The sequence below is a fragment of the Nonomuraea candida genome (genome assembly GCF_000725485.1).
In the GTDB taxonomy this organism is placed as follows: Bacteria; Actinomycetota; Actinomycetes; order Streptosporangiales; family Streptosporangiaceae; genus Nonomuraea; species Nonomuraea candida.
The window spans coordinates 41671-57236 of sequence record NZ_JOAG01000015.1 but is presented as its reverse complement, the minus strand read 5'-3'; the positions used below and the strand labels follow the sequence as shown (position 1 = coordinate 57236).

The 15566-nt window shown below is 74.3% G+C and carries 12 protein-coding genes; 7 read left to right on the top strand and 5 right to left on the bottom strand.

Annotated features, from left to right (window positions below; all coding sequences use genetic code 11):
* Positions 1-39: 39 nt before the first annotated feature.
* The 5 genes from IO39_RS15310 to IO39_RS54405 all read right to left on the bottom strand — a co-directional run bounded on the left by IO39_RS15310 (position 40) and on the right by IO39_RS54405 (position 7542).
* Positions 40-3390 (bottom strand): S8 family serine peptidase, encoded by a 3351-nt coding sequence (locus IO39_RS15310; RefSeq protein ID WP_043622431.1) that lies wholly within the window; start codon positions 3388-3390, stop codon positions 40-42.
* 324 nt (positions 3391-3714) lie between these two features.
* A complete protein-coding gene (locus IO39_RS15305) occupies positions 3715-4488 on the bottom strand; it encodes an ABC transporter ATP-binding protein (protein ID WP_052422932.1) in 774 nt (257 codons plus the stop codon).
* Positions 4485-5423 carry a FecCD family ABC transporter permease gene (locus tag IO39_RS15300; RefSeq protein ID WP_169789071.1) on the bottom strand — a complete coding sequence of 313 codons (939 nt, stop codon included), beginning with the start codon at positions 5421-5423 and terminating at the stop codon, positions 4485-4487. The genes IO39_RS15305 and IO39_RS15300 overlap by 4 nt, the downstream gene beginning before the upstream one ends.
* A gap of 89 nt (positions 5424-5512) precedes the next feature.
* On the bottom strand, positions 5513-6520 hold the full coding sequence (locus IO39_RS54410; RefSeq protein ID WP_157548358.1) for a FecCD family ABC transporter permease: 1008 nt from the start codon (positions 6518-6520) through the stop codon (positions 5513-5515).
* Positions 6517-7542 (bottom strand): ABC transporter substrate-binding protein, encoded by a 1026-nt coding sequence (locus IO39_RS54405; RefSeq protein WP_052422931.1) that lies wholly within the window; start codon positions 7540-7542, stop codon positions 6517-6519. Before IO39_RS54405 ends, IO39_RS54410 begins: the two co-directional genes overlap by 4 nt.
* A 116-nt stretch (positions 7543-7658) precedes the next feature.
* On the opposite strand from IO39_RS54405, the gene IO39_RS15285 reads away from it, so the two are divergent.
* The 7 genes from IO39_RS15285 (at position 7659) to panD (ending at position 15566) form a co-directional block, all read left to right on the top strand.
* Positions 7659-9287, top strand: coding sequence for an ABC transporter ATP-binding protein/permease (locus IO39_RS15285; protein WP_052422930.1), 1629 nt, complete (start codon positions 7659-7661; stop codon positions 9285-9287).
* Positions 9284-11050: an ABC transporter ATP-binding protein gene (locus tag IO39_RS15280; protein ID WP_052422929.1), complete on the top strand. Its 1767-nt coding sequence runs from the start codon at positions 9284-9286 to the stop codon at positions 11048-11050. The genes IO39_RS15285 and IO39_RS15280 overlap by 4 nt, the downstream gene beginning before the upstream one ends.
* Before the next feature lie 221 nt (positions 11051-11271).
* On the top strand, positions 11272-11949 hold the full coding sequence (locus IO39_RS15275) for a response regulator (RefSeq protein ID WP_169789070.1): 678 nt from the start codon (positions 11272-11274) through the stop codon (positions 11947-11949).
* A gap of 266 nt (positions 11950-12215) precedes the next feature.
* Positions 12216-12620 carry an aspartate 1-decarboxylase gene (locus IO39_RS15270; RefSeq protein ID WP_211267023.1) on the top strand — a complete coding sequence of 135 codons (405 nt, stop codon included), beginning with the start codon at positions 12216-12218 and terminating at the stop codon, positions 12618-12620.
* Positions 12621-12675: 55 nt separating this feature from the next.
* Positions 12676-14022: a DUF6002 family protein gene (locus IO39_RS15265; protein WP_052422927.1), complete on the top strand. Its 1347-nt coding sequence runs from the start codon at positions 12676-12678 to the stop codon at positions 14020-14022.
* A 24-nt stretch (positions 14023-14046) separates the two neighbouring features.
* Positions 14047-15162, top strand: coding sequence for a hypothetical protein (locus IO39_RS15260; protein WP_052422926.1), 1116 nt, complete (start codon positions 14047-14049; stop codon positions 15160-15162).
* A complete protein-coding gene (panD, locus tag IO39_RS15255) occupies positions 15144-15566 on the top strand; it encodes an aspartate 1-decarboxylase (protein WP_043622422.1) in 423 nt (140 codons plus the stop codon). Before IO39_RS15260 ends, panD begins: the two co-directional genes overlap by 19 nt.

The following is a 15566-nucleotide window of genomic DNA, read 5'->3' as shown; positions in this document are numbered from 1 at the left end:
GCCGCGGGCGGGGACGCCGGCCGCGGCCACGGGGTCAGGTCACTGGACGGTGATCCGGTCCACCTCGACGGTGATGCCCCGTACCTGGGGCGTGGAGGTGGCCGTGGTGACCTTGCCGGCGCCCGGGGCGACCCCTCTGACCCTCATCGAGTACGTCAGGGTGCCGCCGGGCACGGCCGGCGAGCTGGTCACGCGCAGATCCTCCGTGGGCGGCCCGGCGATCTGGTCGCCCGCGGTGCCCTCCTCGTTCTCGGCGCCCACGGTCAGGCCGTAGCCGTCGGGCGGCGCGCCGGGCAGGTCGGCCGGGTTGTAGGCGAAGCTCACGTCCTCGGCGCCGTTGAGCCCGATCCACTGCTGGAACACCTTCCGGGTCGTGGTGCCGTACAGGTTGACCCGCCACTCCACGGCCAGCCAGCGGTTGGTCCCGTCCGACAGGACCGTGGCCAGGACGCCGGGCGCGCCGGTGCCGTCCAGGTCGGTCCAGTAGGGGGCGAGGACGCCGTTCGGGCGCGCCGGGTCGGGCAGCGTCTGCGGGACGAAGTCGATGTCGGCGGAGGTGGCGCCGCCCGCCACGCTGTAGCCGTTGGAGGTCACGCCGAGCCGGGTGTAGTTCCGGCCGGCGAAGGTGTACTCGGGCACGGTGAAGTTGACCGCCTGCTCGTCCCCGACCGGGATCGGGGTGGCGCCGAAGGTGTCGAGCGGCACGTACCCGGCGGGGCTCGCGCCTGGCGCGATCGACGGCCTGGCGGGCTGCCTGGCGGGCAGCGTCGTGCGGGCGGTCGCGACCTGGCCGCCGACCCGCGTGGCGCCGGTGACGCCGTTGAGCCGCAGGTGGGCGTCGAGCGTGCTCACCGCGGTGACCTCGGCGTCCTGCAGCGTGTCGTTGGCGATGGTGACCGTGCAGGTGGACTCGCCGGTGTTCCTGGGGATCGTGGCCGGCGCGCACGTCTGCTCCACCGGGATCGCGCCCTCCTTGCGGAAGAACGCCACCGGCAGGTGCAGCGCGCGGGGGCCGCCGGACTGCCTGAGGTTCACCTGGCCGAAGTACTGCCCGTCGGGCAGGTCGGGCGCGGTGATGATCACGCTCAGCTTGACGCTCTTGCCCGGCTTGACGGTGAAGCGCGGCGGCAGCACGGTGATGTTCGCGCCACGCACGGTCGTGCCGGAGGCGGTGAAGGTGAGCGTCCTGTTCGTGACGTTGGTGACCGTGCGCCCGGCGGTGATGACGCCCGGCATGGTGGGCGCGTTCACCGAGGGCAGGTTGAGGTCGATGCGGTTGAGCGGGTCGGCGGCCGAGGCGACGAAGTCCGCGGCGCTCTCGTCCAGGGTCAGGCCGGGGTCGCCGGCCTTGGTCAGGTCGATGCGCCCGCCGCCCATGTCGAACGGGTCCGCCGGCGTCGTACGGTCCTCCTTGGTGACCGCGGTCCTGGCCGTGGTCTCCAGCGCCGACTTGACCTGCCCGGGCGTCCAGTCCGGATGCAGGGCGAACAGCAGCGCGGCCGCCCCCGCCACGTGCGGCGCGGACATCGAGGTGCCCGAGATGACCTGGTAGAGGTTGCCCGGCGGTCCCTCCGCCGGCGACTCGGGCGTCGGGGTCATGCCGGCCATGATGTGCAGGCCCGGCGCGGTGACGTCCGGCTTGAGGAAGTCGCCGCCGGGGCCGCGCGAGGAGAAGTGCGTGATCGCGTCGCCCTGCCAGGCGCTCTTGGCGCCCTGCGTGAACGAGGCCGTGGCGCCCGGACGCGCGGCCAGGAAGCCCAGCAGTGTGTCGGCCTCCGGCTTGTCCAGGTGCACGGTCGGGATCCAGTGGGCGTCGGTGAAGACGTCGAACGGGAAGCTGTTGTAGAGGATCATCCCGGCCGCGCCGCCCTGCATGACGTTGTAGCCCTTCAGCACCCGGTTGGGGGTGCGCTCGCAGGCCACGATCTTCCCGGTGAACGTCCCGGGCGGCGCCGGGGCAGAGCAGGCCGCGTTGTTGTACGGCGGGGCCGAGGCGAGCACCACGGGCAGCGGCGAGCCGAGCCCGGCCGTGATGGAGGCGCCCTTGACCGTGGCCGTGGTGCCGCCGCCGGCCAGCGTGATCGTGGACTGGAACGTCCTGGTCTGCGTGGAGGCGGCCACGGTGGTCGTCCACGGGCCGAGGTGGTCGCTGGTGTCCGGGCCGGGCCCGGAGTTGCCCGCCGACGCCGAGACCAGCACGCCGGCCGCGTACGCGTCGAGGAAGGCCAGCTCCACCGGGTCGCTGTACGGGTCGCTGCCGCCGGAGATGGAGAAGTTGATCACCCGGACGCCGTCCAGGATGGCGCGCTCCACCGCGGCCGCCGAGTCCGACGGGAAGCAGCCCTGCGCGCCGCACACCTTGTAGACCGAGACCGCCGCGCCGGGCGCGATGCCGTGGATCGGCCCCCGGCTGATGCCCAGCGGGTTCGCGTCGGACACCGGCCCGCCCGCCGACGTGCTCGCGGTGTGGGTGCCGTGGCCGTTGGAGTCGCGGGCGCTGTCGGGGTAGACCTCGCCGCCGAAGACCGCGTTGTACGTCTCCAGGAACGGTCGCCCGCCGACCAGCTTGTTGTTGCAGGTGAACGGATCGGCGGCGGGGGTCGTCGGGTTGTCGCCGAAGTCGCACTCCCGCGGCGTGCCGTCCTTGGTGGGCGGCGGGTCGGGCAGGCCGGGCCGGGCGGCGAAGGACGGGTGCTCGGGCCAGGCGCCGCTGTCCAGCACGCCGACGATCACGCCCCTGCCGGCCGTGCCGTCGCCGCCGCCGAGCTTGCCGTAGATCGTCGGCGCGCCGATGAAGGCGGGGCTGGAGTCGGTCAGCAGCCGCTGCGGCTTGTCCTCCTGCACGGCGACCGCGCCGGGCAGCTTCAGCACCTCGTCCGCCTTGTCGCCGGGGATGCGCAGGGCGATGCCGCCGTACACCGTCCTGAGCCGCAGGCCGGTCACGGCGCCGGGGACCTTCGCGGCCAGCTCGGCCAGGAAGGCGCTCTCGACCTGTTCGATGTGCGCGCCGTACTTCCTGGCCTCGGCGCTCCTGGTGTCCAGGGCACGGCCGGTGACGGACGGGCTCGTGCCGGGCAGGCCGGGCAGGCCGCCCCGGTAGGCGGCCAGCGAGTCGTAGTCGAGCTTGACCACGACGTTCACCGGGGCGGTGGAGGTGCTGCGCAGCAGGGCCTGGTCGCTCTCGGCGAGCCTGCCGGTCGGGGACTTGGCGCCCTCGACGACCTCGGCCGGGGTCAGCGGCGTGGCCGTCCACTGCTTGGCGGGCGGGGACGGCGCCGGATCGGCCAGGGCCGGCGGGGGCATCATGGCCAGGACGACGCTCAGGCCGACGGCGACCGGGACGAGCCGCCGCGGGCGGGATAAGCGGGATAAGAGGGCGCTGGATGACACGGAGTGGCCTCCTCGTCGAGGGCTGCGCGGACTTTCGGGGCTCGCCCGGGAGGAGTCAGGTCACCCTTTCGCGGGCACGCCGGAGAGATCACTGACCCTCCCCGGCGGGCGACGAGCGCGAGCGGCGCTCATCTTCGTTCCGACCGGAGTGTAAGCAGCGGGCTCCTGACAGGGAACCCCGCCGACTTGACAGAATCCGGCCGGGAATCCGGCACACTTCACGATCGACAACGGCCCCGCGCGCTGCTCGCCCGCCCGGCGCAGGCCCGCTCCCGGGCCGCCGGTGCTCGCGCGTACCGGGGTCGAGCGGGCCGGGCGCCGCGTTCACAGGGCCGCGTCGAGGAGGCAGCGGGGGGTGCCGTGCAGCTCGTCGGTCACCACCCGCCCGGCCACCCCGAACACCTCGGCCAGCAGCTCCGGGGTGATCACCTCCGCCGGCGTGCCGTCGGCCCGGACCCGCCCCTCGTGGAGCGCGACGACGCGCTCGGCGAAGCGGGCCGCGTGGTCCAGCTCGTGCAGGACGGTCACGACGGTGAGCCCGCGGGCCGCGCGCAGCCCGCGCACCAGCTCCAGGACCTCGAGCTGGTGGCGGATGTCCAGGTGGGCGGTGGGCTCGTCCAGGAGCAGGATGCCGGTGTCCTGCGCGACGGCCAGCGCCAGCCGTACGCGCTGGCGCTCGCCGCCGGACAGCGTGTCCAGCACGCGGTCGGCGAGGTGCGCGACCCCGGCCAGCTCCAGCGCCTCGTCCATGGAGTCCGACGCTCCGAGCAGGCCCAGCGGCCCCAGGTGCGGGTAGCGGCCCTGGCGGACGAGCTGGCGCACGGTCAGCGCGGGGACGGGCGGCAGGCTCTGGTGCAGGACCGCCAGCCGCCGCGCCACCTGCCTGCGCGACAGGGACGACAGCTCCTCCCCGCCGAGCAGGATGCGGCCGGACGACGGCTTGAGCAGGCCCGCGATCAGGCGCAGCAGCGTGCTCTTGCCGGATCCGTTGACGCCCACCAGGGCCACGAACTCGCCGGGCTCGACGGTGAGGTCGACCCCGGCCAGGATCGGGCGGCCGGCGTACGAGAAGTGCAGGTCCTGGACCGTGACGCTCATTGAGATCTTCCCAGTCTGATCAGCACGGCGGCGCCGGCCAGCGCGGTGACCACGCCGGCCGGCACACCCAGCCGGTGCGTGCCGTTGAGGAGGTGCCCGGCGAGCTGGGCGAGGGTGTCGGCGCCCGCGAGCGCGACGGCCCCGGTCACGGCGGCGGCGGGGACGCCGCCGCCCAGCCGTCGGGCGACGTGCGGGGCGACCAGGCCGACGAAGGCGATCGCCCCCGCCAGGCTCGCCGCGCCCGCGGTCAGGGCGATGGCCACCGTCAGCGCGACGGCGCGGCCGAGCGCCGGGCGCAGGCCGAGCGAGGCGGCGTGGTCGTCGCCGGGCGCCAGCACGGCCAGCAGCCCCGAGCACGCCCACGCCACCGCGATGCCGCCGGCGATCCACCAGGAGGCGAAGGCCAGGTGCTCCCACACCCGGCCCTCCACCGAGCCGATCAGCCAGCGCAGCGCGTTGCCGAACCTGCTCGGCTGGTAGGCCAGCAGCATCGTGGTCAGCCCGGCCAGCAGCGCGCTGCCGAGCAAGCCGTGGACCACCAGGCCGGCGGGGTCGCGGCCGGCCGAGAACAGCCAGGTGATCCCGCCGCCCAGCGCGCCGCCGGCGAGCGCGGCGAGCAGCGCCCCCGCGGCGGAGTCGGCGGGGAACAGGCCGAGGGCGAGCCCGCCGAGGATGCCGAGCACCGCGCCGGGGTTCACGCCGGAGAACTCGGGCGCGGCCAGCGGGTTGCGCAGCGTCGCCTGGAGCACGAATCCGGCCACGCCCAGGGCCGCGCCGGTGAGCAGCGCGGTGAGCAGCCGCGGCACGCCGAGCTCCCACACGATCTTCTCGGCCTGGCCGTCCACCACGCCGTCCAGCAGGCCGGTGATCGCGCCGACCGGCCGGCCGGAGGCGAGCAGGTGCGCGGCCGCGAGCACCGCGAACAGCCCCGCCACCGCCGCCACCCTGACGCCCCGCGACCCGGCCGCATGCGAGCGCGTCGAGCGTGTCGAGCGCGTCGAAGGTGTCGAGCGTGTCGAGCGCGTCATGAGGCGGCCCGCCGGCGCAGCAGGACGGCGCCCGCCAGCACGCCGGCCAGCGCCGTCCACGCCCCGAGCGGCGTCTCCACCGGGGCGAACGCCAGCCGCGCGGCCAGGTCGGCCGTCAGCGTGACCAGCGCGCCCAGCGCCGCCGACCACGGCAGCCAGAGCCGCACTCCCGCGTACGGGCGCAGCCGCCGGGCCAGCACCGGCGCCAGCAGCCCCACCCACGCGATCGGGCCGCAGGGACCCGTCACGGCGCCGATCAGCAGCGTGGCGACCGCCAGCACGCCCAGCCTGGCCAGGTGCACCCGGCTGCCGAGCGAGGCGGCCGCGTCGTCGCCGAGACGCAGCAGGCCCAGCGCGGGCACGCAGAGCACGACGAGCGGGACCGCGGCGGCGAACCACGGCAGCGCCCGGGCGGTCTGCTCCCACATCAGGCCGGACAGGCTGCCGACGAGGTAGCGGAAGAGCATGTCGTACTGGAGGCGGTCGGCGGTGGCCATCACGGCCAGCAGCAGCGCCTGGATGGCGGTGGAGACCGCCGCGCCGATCAGCAGGACGCCGCCGGCGCTGCGGCCCGTCCTGGCCGCGGCGAGGGTGGCGAGCCCGCCGAGCGCGGCGCCGAGCAGCCCCGCCAGCGGGTACAACGAGGCCGGCACCGGCAGCGCCCACACCACGCACACGCTCACCGCCAGCGCGGCCCCGGTCGAGACGCCGAGCAGCTCGGGCACGGCGAGCGGGTTCCTGAGCGACTCCTGCAGCAGGAGCCCGGCCGTGCCGATCGCCGCGCCGCCGGCCAGGCCGATCAGCACGCGGGGGACGCGCAGCTCCCAGAGCACGACGTGCGTGATCGAGTCGGGGGCGGCCGACAGGAGGTCCTGCGGGGCCACGAACGGGGTGCCCAGGCAGAGCCCGGCCAGTGCCACGGCGGCCAGGCCGAGCCCGGCCGCCCACGGGGCGACCGGGCGGCGGGCGGCGGTGGCCGCCCGGCCGTCGAGCACAGCGCTCATGCGGCGGCCTTGGCCAGCGCCTCGTCCAGGATGATGCCGAACGCCCTGGTGCCCCGGCCCGAGGCCCACAACGCGGCGGGCACCTCGAACACCTTGCCCGCCGCCACGGCCGGCACGCGCCGCCACACCGGGTTGTCCTTGTACTGCTCGGTCACCGAGGTGCCGAACGACTGCACGAAGATGACCTGCGGAGCCTTGGCCAGGATCTCCTCGATGCTGTACGCCTGCGCGGTCTCGAAGCCGCCGCCCTTGCTCGGCCAGGGGTAGGCGAAGAACTGCGACATGAAGTGGCCCAGCACGTCCTCGGTGGTGTTGACGCCCACGGACGTGCCGCCGTACATCGCCAGGACCGGCTTCTTGTCCAGCCCGGCCGCCTTCGCCCTGGTCACGCCGTCGGTGAGCTTGGCGCGGAAGCGGCTCTCGGCCGCCGCCTGCTGCCGCCCCCGGTCGGTGAGCTGGGCCAGGGCGCGCAGGTAGCCGATCGAGTCGTCGTACGACTTCACCTGGATCACCCACAGCGGCGCGAACTTCTCCACCGCGGTCCTGAGCTGGTCGTGCACGCCGGCCAGGCCGATCACCAGGTCGGGCTTGGCCTCGGCGATCGCGGCGACGTCCTCGCCGCCGAAGCTGCCGGGGATGACCGGGATGCCGGCGGCCTTCGCGCCGAGGTAGTCGGGACGCGACAGCAGCTCGGGCGTGGTCGTGGCCACCGGCGTCAGGCCCAGCTCGACCAGGGCGTCGTCGCACAGCCCGGTCAGGCAGACCACGCGCTCGGGCTTGCTGTCCAGCGTGAACGTCTTGCCGTGGGGGTCGGTGACGGTCAGGGCCGCGCTGACCGGGGTGACCGGGGCGGCGCTGGTCGCGGAGGGGCGCGGGGCCGCCGGGTCCGACGGGGCCGCGCCGGCACGGGGGTCGCTCTGACCACAGGACGCCACCAGGGCGAGCGAGAGCACGGCGACGAGGGCCCGCTTCAGCGCGGGCCGGGCCGGGTGCCCGCCGAGGGAGAAAGCGCCGCGGCGCATGGGACCTCCAGTTGTGAAAACCATTATCAACACTAGCGGTGAAAATAGTTATCATTTACGCTCGCTTCTCATCAAGCGGCAAATCCCGCCTCTGGCGTCTTTCGGAAGGACAGCGAGTGATCGTTCATCGCCGGCTGCTGCAACTGGCCGGCACCGTGAAGGGGCCGATCGCGGCGTGCGTGGGGCTCGGCCTGGCGGTCAGCGCCGCGTACGTCGCGCAGGCGGTCCTGCTCGCCGCGGCCCTGGCCGCCCTGGTCGCCGGGGACGTCCCGGCCGCCGTGCGGCTGCTGCTCTGGTCCCTGGCGGTGATCGTGGTGCGGGCGGCGCTGCTGTGGGCCAGGGAGGCGGTGGCCGCCTGGGCCGGCGCGCTGGTCAGGGCCAGGCTGCGCGACCGGCTGATCGTCCACCTGGGCCGGCTGGGCCCCGCGCACCTGACCGGCACGCGCACCGGGCACGTGCAGACCACGCTGGTGGACGGCGTGGAGGGGCTCGACCCCTACTTCAGCCGCTACCTGCCCCAGGTCGTGGTCACCTTCTGCGTGCCGATCGCGCTGGTCGGCTGGCTGTTCACGGTCAGCGTGGCGGGCGCGACGGTGCTGGCCGCCGCCGTGGCGGGGGTCCTGACCATTCCCAGGTTCTGGGACGCGACGCTGCTCAGGCGGGGGCGCGGGCGCTGGGCCGCGTTCGCCGCGCTGGCCTCCGACTATCTGGAGGCGATGCAGGGCATGGCGACGCTGCGGGCCTTCGGGGCGGCCGGCACGCTGGGCGGGCGGCTGGCCGGGCGGGCGCACGACCTCTACCTCACCACCATGCGCCAGCTCAGGATCTCGCTGGTGGAGACCGGGATCAGCGCGTTCTTCGTGCAGGCGGGCACGGCCGCGGCCGTCCTCGCCGCGACGACCGCGGGCAGCGCGTGGGCGGTGTTCGCGGTCCTGCTGGCCGCGGCCGAGTGCTTCCGGCCCGTCAAGAGCCTCTCCGACGCCTGGCATGCCGGATATCTCGGCATAACGGCGGTCGATGGCATCGAGGAGCTGCTGGCCGCGTCCCCGGCCGTGGCGGACCGGGGGACGCGGCGCGACTTCCCCGAGGCGCCCGCCATCGCGTTCGAGCAGGTCACCTTCACCTACCCGGGCGCGCCGCGCCCCGCCGTACGCGACGTCGCCTTCACCGTCCCGGCCGGCCGCACCGTCGCCCTCGTCGGCCCGTCCGGCGCGGGCAAGAGCACCCTGGCCGCGCTGCTGCACCGCCACCACGACCCCGACCGGGGGAGGATCACCATCGGCGGTACGGATGTGCGCGACCTCACCCTCGACACGCTGCGCGGCGGCGTCGCGGTCGTCGCCCAGGACACCTACCTCTTCCACGGCACCGTGGCCGAGAACCTGCGCCTGGCGCGGCCGGAGGCCACCGACGAGGAGCTGGTCGCCGCCGCGCGGCTGGCCGCCGCCCACGACTTCATCGCCGAGCTGCCCGACGGCTACGGCACGCGGCTGGGGGAGCGCGGGGCGACGCTCTCGGGCGGGCAGCGGCAGCGCCTGGCGATCGCGCGGGCGCTGCTGGCCGACGCCCCCGTCCTCGTGCTCGACGAGGCCACCTCGCACGTGGACGCGCGGACCGAGCAGGCCCTGTCGGAGGTGCGGCGGGGGCGTACCTGCCTGATGATCGCCCACCGGCCCGACACCATCCGGCAGGCCGACCACGTGGTGACCCTGGAGAACGGAACCGTCCTGGAGACCGTGGCATGAACCCGTCCATCCGCTGGCTCGCGGGCGCCGTCGGCGCGCACCGCCGGGCCTTCCTGTCCACCCTGGCCGCCAACCTCGCCGGGCAGCTGGCCGTGCTCGGCGCGGCCGTGACCGCCGCCTGGCTGGTCGGCCGGGTGATCGCCGGCCGGAGCGCGCCGCTCGACGTGGCCGGGGCCGTGCTGGGCGGGCTCGTCGTGGTGGCCACGCTGGCCGCCTGGTGGGAGACGTACGTCGCGCACGACCTGGCGTACCTGGTGCTGGCCAGGCTGCGCGGCCAGGTGTACGACGCGGTCGCCAGGATCGCCCCCGCCCGCCTGCTCGGGCGGCGCAGCGGCGACCTGTCGGCGGCCGTGCTGTCGGACATCGAGACCCTGGAGTGGCTGTTCGCGCACACCCTGGCCCAGCTCATCACGGCCGGCACCGTGCTGGTCGCCGGCAGCGTGGGCGCCGCCCTGATCGACCCCCTGCTGCCGGCCGTCACGCTGCCGCTGGCCGCGTGCGTGCTCGCGGTGCCGCTGTGGCTGCGCAAGGCCGCGCACCGGCACGGCGACGAGCTGCGCGCCGCCACCGCCGAGCTGACCGCCGACGTGGTGGACACCGTGCAGGGCATGCGCGAGCTGACCGCGTTCCGCGCCCTGGAGCGCCGCAGGGACCTGCTGGCCCGCAAGACGCGCCGGCTGGCGCGCGCCCAGGCGGCCAACGCCGCCCGCGGCGGGATCGAGGCGGCCCTCACCGACCTGCTGCTCGCCGTCGCGGCGGCCGGGACGCTGCTGCTCATCGCCACCGTGATCCGCGACCCGGCGGGCGCGCCCGTGGCCATGGTGCTGGCGGCCGGCTCGCTCGGCCCGGCCGCCCAGGTCGCGCTGCTGCTCAAGGAGTACGGCACGCTGCGCGCCGCGGCCGACCGGGTGCACACCCTGGTCACCGCGCCGGCCAACGTGTCCCCGCCGCGCGAGCCGCTGCCGGTGCCCGCCCGGCCGGACGTGGTCTTCGAGGACGTGCGCTTCCGGTACACGCCCGGCGGGCCCGACGTGCTGCGCGGCGTGTCCTTCCGCGTCCCGTACGGCAGGACCGTCGCCCTGGTCGGCGCCTCCGGCGCGGGCAAGTCCACCTGCGTGTCCCTGCTGCTGCGCCACTGGGACCCCGACGGGGGCCGCATCTTGGTGGGCGGCGTGCCGCTGCCCCGCGTCGCGGACCCGCACCGGCACGTCACGGTCGTGCCGCAGGACGTGCACCTGTTCGCCGGCACCCTCGCCGGGAACGTCCGGCTCGGCGCCCCCGGCGCCCCGGACGCCGACGTGGCCGCCGCGCTGCGCACCGCCCAGCTCACCCTCGACCCGGAGCTGCCCGTCGGCGAGCGGGGCGTCACGCTCTCCGGCGGCCAGCGCGCCCGCGCCGCCGTCGCCCGCGCGCTGGCCACCCGGGCGCCGGTGCTGGTGCTGGACGAGGCGGTGGCCAACCTCGACCCCGACAACGAGGCCCGCCTCACCGAGGCGCTGGAGGAGGCCGCGGCCGGGCGCGCCACGCTCGTCATCGCGCACCGCCTGTCCACCGTCCGCCGGGCCGACCACATCGTGCTGCTGGAGGAGGGGCGCGTGGCCGCCGAGGGCACCTACGCCGACCTCGCCGACCGCCTGTCCCCCCTCTTCACCCCACCGGCCACCCCGGCGCCATCGTGCGCCTCACCGGACGCCCCGCCGTCTGCCCCGCCGGCGCCTCCGCCGGGTGCGCGGGCGGAGGCGGCAGGGAACGGGCAGACGTGACGTTACGGCAGTTATGTCCTGGCCATTATCGGGACGCGGGCGCTGTGACGAGGCGAGGTTAGTTCGCGCCACGGCTGGAAAGGAGGCGCTAGGCCGCCGGGCCGCGACACGGCTCCGATTCACGTCATTCACGGCCCCGGGCGGCCGGCGACCGGTGAGGTAATCCGTACCAAGGGAGCGGGGCGACCGTGAGCGAGACGAAACTGATTCGGATCATGCTCGTGGACGATCAGGAGTTCGCTCGCCGGGGCCTTGGCCTCGTTCTCGAAGATCAGCCGGACATCGAGGTGGTCGGGGAGGCGGGAAACGGCGCGGAGGCGATGTCGCTGGCCGGCGTGCTCGCCCCGGAAATCGTCCTCACCGAGGCGAGACTGCCGGACCAGGACGGCATCGAGATGACCCGGAACCTGCTCAGCCGGCCGGCCCGCCCGAAAGTCGTCATCGTCACGAGTTTCGACTCCGAGGACTATCTGGTCGGCGCGCTCCAGGCGGGCGCCAGCGGCTATCTGCTGAAGAGCACGAAAGTGGAGGAGGTGCTGCACGCGATCCGCGCCGTCGCGGAAGGAGGCGCGGTGATCTGCCCCAGCATGACGCAGCGCCTCATTCACCGGATGCGCAGCCGGCCGCCGCTGGAATCCTCCGTCGAGGACCGGATGCTGGACACGCTGAGCGACCGCGAATTCGAGGTGCTGCGGCACATCTCGGTCGGGAAGACCAATCGTGAGATCGCCAAGGAGATGGGGCTGACGACCGCGACCGTCAAGTCCCACGTCTCCAGCGTGCTCGCGAAGCTCCGGCTGCGCGACCGGGTGCAGGCCGCGCTGGTGGGGTACGAGGCCGGCGTCACGCTCCGCGGCTCCCACGGCAACGGCCACGCCCCGGCGTCCTCGGCACTCTGACCCGGCGTCCCCGACGCCGATCCGACCCGGCCCGCCGCCGCGGCGCCCGGGCGCACGGGCCTGCCCGAATATCCGGCGAATGAAATTCCGCTGTCATACCCGGGTCTAGTCCGGGCTCCGTCGCTGGGACCGGTGAATTCGCCCGAAGGTCTAATGGTTTCCGCCGGACCGGCTGTTTACCCTGAAATTGTGCAGCGAAATCGCGCTGCCCGCCCAGTTCTTTCCGACGCCGGCGGCTGTTTCCGGAGGCCGAGATGGACCGAACGATGCTCAAATCGAAACTGCACCGCGTGACCGCGACCGCGGGCCGGTTGAGCGACGCCACCGCGCTGGCCCTGTCCCCGGAATTAATGGCGGCCGCGGACCTCATTCCCGGAGAACGGGTGGACGTCGTCGACATCACCAACGGCAGTCGTTTCAGCACGCATGTGGAAGAAATTCCGGCGGCGACCGGGACGGCCCTGCTCGGCGGCGCGAATATACGCCTGGTCGCGTCCGGCGATCTCATCATCATCATCGGCTACGGCAGTTATGACGCCCAGGAGACCGCGCGGACGGAACCGAAGGTCGTCTTCGTGGACCGGCAGAACCGCATCATCCGCACCGGCGGCGACGCGGCCGAGAAAATTCCGGGGACCGACACCGTGCGCGGCGACGCGCTCATTACCTGAAATCGTGAGGGGAAACACGATGCCCGAGGCCGTTCAACTCGCGTCGGAAATCGCCTTGGCGCGTTATTACCAGGACATCCAGTGCGCCCTGCGGCTCGTCGGCGCGCGGGACGGGTCCGCACAGTTCAACCCGGGATTCACCCTGCCGGCCATGGACGCGCGCATGGCCGAGTTCCTGGCGCCGTCCCGGATGCGCCTGGTCGAGCTGGCGCCCTACCGGGGCCGCCGGCTGCTGCTGCTCGACCTGATGGGCAACCCGCGCACCCGCACCACCAAGACGTTCGCCTCGCTGGTCATCGTGGCCCGCGCCGTCAGGTTCATCCAGGACACCGGGGAGAGCGTCGTCATCCTGACGCCGACGTCCGCCAACAAGGGGACGGCGCTGCGCGACGCCGTGCTCAGGGCCATCACCTGCGGCCTGGTCACGCCGGAGCAACTGCGCATCGTCACCGTCGCGCCGGCCGGCTCGCTGCCCAAGCTGTGGTCCGGCGGGCTGGACGAGGACCCGGACCTGGCGGCGCGCAATCCTGTCGCCCTCTACCACGGCCGCGACCCGTCCGGGGTCAAGGAACTCGTCCGGTGGTACATGGAGACCGAGGCCCCCGAGCTCGAACGGGCCGGCGTGCGCGTCTGGCACACGATGGCCCTGGACAACTACCGGGTCGGCGACGTGGCCCGCGCGTTCTTCGAGAACGAGTTCAGCCCGCCGGACCCGGCGCTCCCCCGGATCCACGCGCACGCCGTGTCCAGCGCGTTCGGCCTCCTCGGGCACAGCTACGGCCGGGAGCTGGCGGCGCTCCCCGACTCCCCGCCGAGCCGCTACTTCCTGGTCCAGCACCTCAACACCCCCGACATGGTGCTGAGCCTCTACACCGGCGACGTGCGCGACGAGGACCGCCCGCGTTACGCGCGCGATCCGGCCACCGGGCTGTTCCGGCAGGCGGACAACGAGCACTTCCCGCTGGTCACCGCCGACCCGTACGAGCGGCTCGACAGCACCTTCTACACGCGGCGCCCGGCCACCTCCGCCGAGATGAACGGGCTCATCAGGCGGCAGGGCGGCGGCGGCATCGTGGTCTCCGGGCACGAATGCGCGCAGCGGCATGCCGAGATCCGCGACCGCCTGCTGAGCGCCGGCGTCCGGTTCCCGCACCGGTTCGACGACCTGCGCGAGCGATCGCTCTCCATGGCGATGACCGGCGTGCTCAACGGCATCGACCGGGGCGTCATCGGCGAGCCCGAGGTGCTGGTGCACGGCTCCGGCAGCTATTCCGGCGGCGACTACCGCCCGTTGCCGGCCGGCCGGACCACCCGGGTGAGCACCGCCGACGACCTGGCCGGCGTGCTGCTCGGCGCGGTGACGTACGCGGGCGACAGGTCCTTCGCGGCCCGGACGAGCTGAACCGACGGCCGAGGAGGAAGCGCCTTGCCCAGCCCGACCCTGGTGCTCGTCGGCACCGGCTCGTTCGCCCGTTCCGTCGCACGGTCCCTGCTCCCTCCTGCCGGGGAGCACGCCCGCGTGCGCGTCGTCGGCCGGCGCGCGGCCCGCGCCGCGCAGCTGGCCGAGGTGTGCAACGTGCGCGCGGCCATCGACCGCAGCCCGGTCACGTTCACCGCCAACGAGGAGGACCTGACCTCCGACGACGCCATCGCCGCCGAGGTCGCCGCCGCCCGCCCGCGCATCGTCGTCCAGTGCGCCTCGTGGCAGTCGCCGTGGGAACGGGCGACGGCGCCCTCCGCGTGGACGGAGCTGTGCGGGCGCGCCGGTTTCGGCATCACCCTGGCGCTCCAGGCGCGTCTCGTACGGAGCGTGAGCGCGCGGCTGGCGGCGTCCGGCTGCTCCGGGGTGCTGCTCAACGCCTGCTATCCCGACGCGGTCAACCCGCTCCTGAGCCTGCTGGGCAGCGAGGTCCTCGCCGGCCTGGGCAACGTGAGCACCCTGGCCGCGGGCCTCGCCCGGGCCGTCACCCGCGCGGAGCCGGGCGCGGGCGCGGCGCACGTGCGGATGCTGGCGCACCACGCGCACCTGCACGCCCCCGCCGCCCCGCGCGACGAGGCGATGGCCTGGCTGGGCGAGACCCGGCTGGCCGGCGTCGGCGAGCTGCTGCGCCCCCTGCGGGCGATCGACCGGGCCGAGCTCAACGACATCGCCGGCCACGCCGCCGCGCGCCTGATCCGCGCCCTGCTGCACGGCGAGCCGCTGCGGACCAACTGCCCCGGCCCGCTCGGGCTGCCCGGAGGATATCCCGTCACCGTCGGTGGCGGAAGGCTCCGGCTCGACCTGCCGCCGGGCCTCACCAGGAGCCGCGCGGTCGAGTGGAACCAGCGCATGGCGGCGCTGGACGGCGTGATCGTCCGCCCGGACGGCCGGGTCGTCCACCCGCCCGCGACCGCGCGGGCCCTGCGGCCGCACCTGCCCCACGTGGCCGCCGGGTTCGACGCGGACGACGCCGCGGACGTCGCGGACGACCTGCTCGCCCTGCGGCGCCGGCTCAGGACCACCACCGAGGAAAGGACGAAACCATGCGCCGCACGATGCTGAGGTCGAGCATCCAGCCGGCCACCGTCACCCAAGCCGATCTCCATTACGTGGGCTCCCTCACGGTTTCCGGCGATCTCATCGAAGCCGCCGGGCTCCTGCCGGGGGAGAAGGTCGACGTGGTCGACATCGACAACGGCCACCGCCTGTCGACGTACGTCATCGAAGGGCCCCGCAACTCCGGGGTCATCGGCGTCAACGGCGCCGCGGCCCGGCTGATCAGCCCGGGAGACCGGATCATCATCTCCGGCTTCGCGGAGTACCCCGACCGGGAGGCGCGGGGCGTGCGCCCCGTGGTCGTCGTCGTGGACGCGGCCAACGCCCTCGTGAGCCGGCTCACCGGCCTGCCGGGAACGCGGACGGAGCACCGGGCCTCCTTCCCCGAAACAGCACCGACGATCAGATGA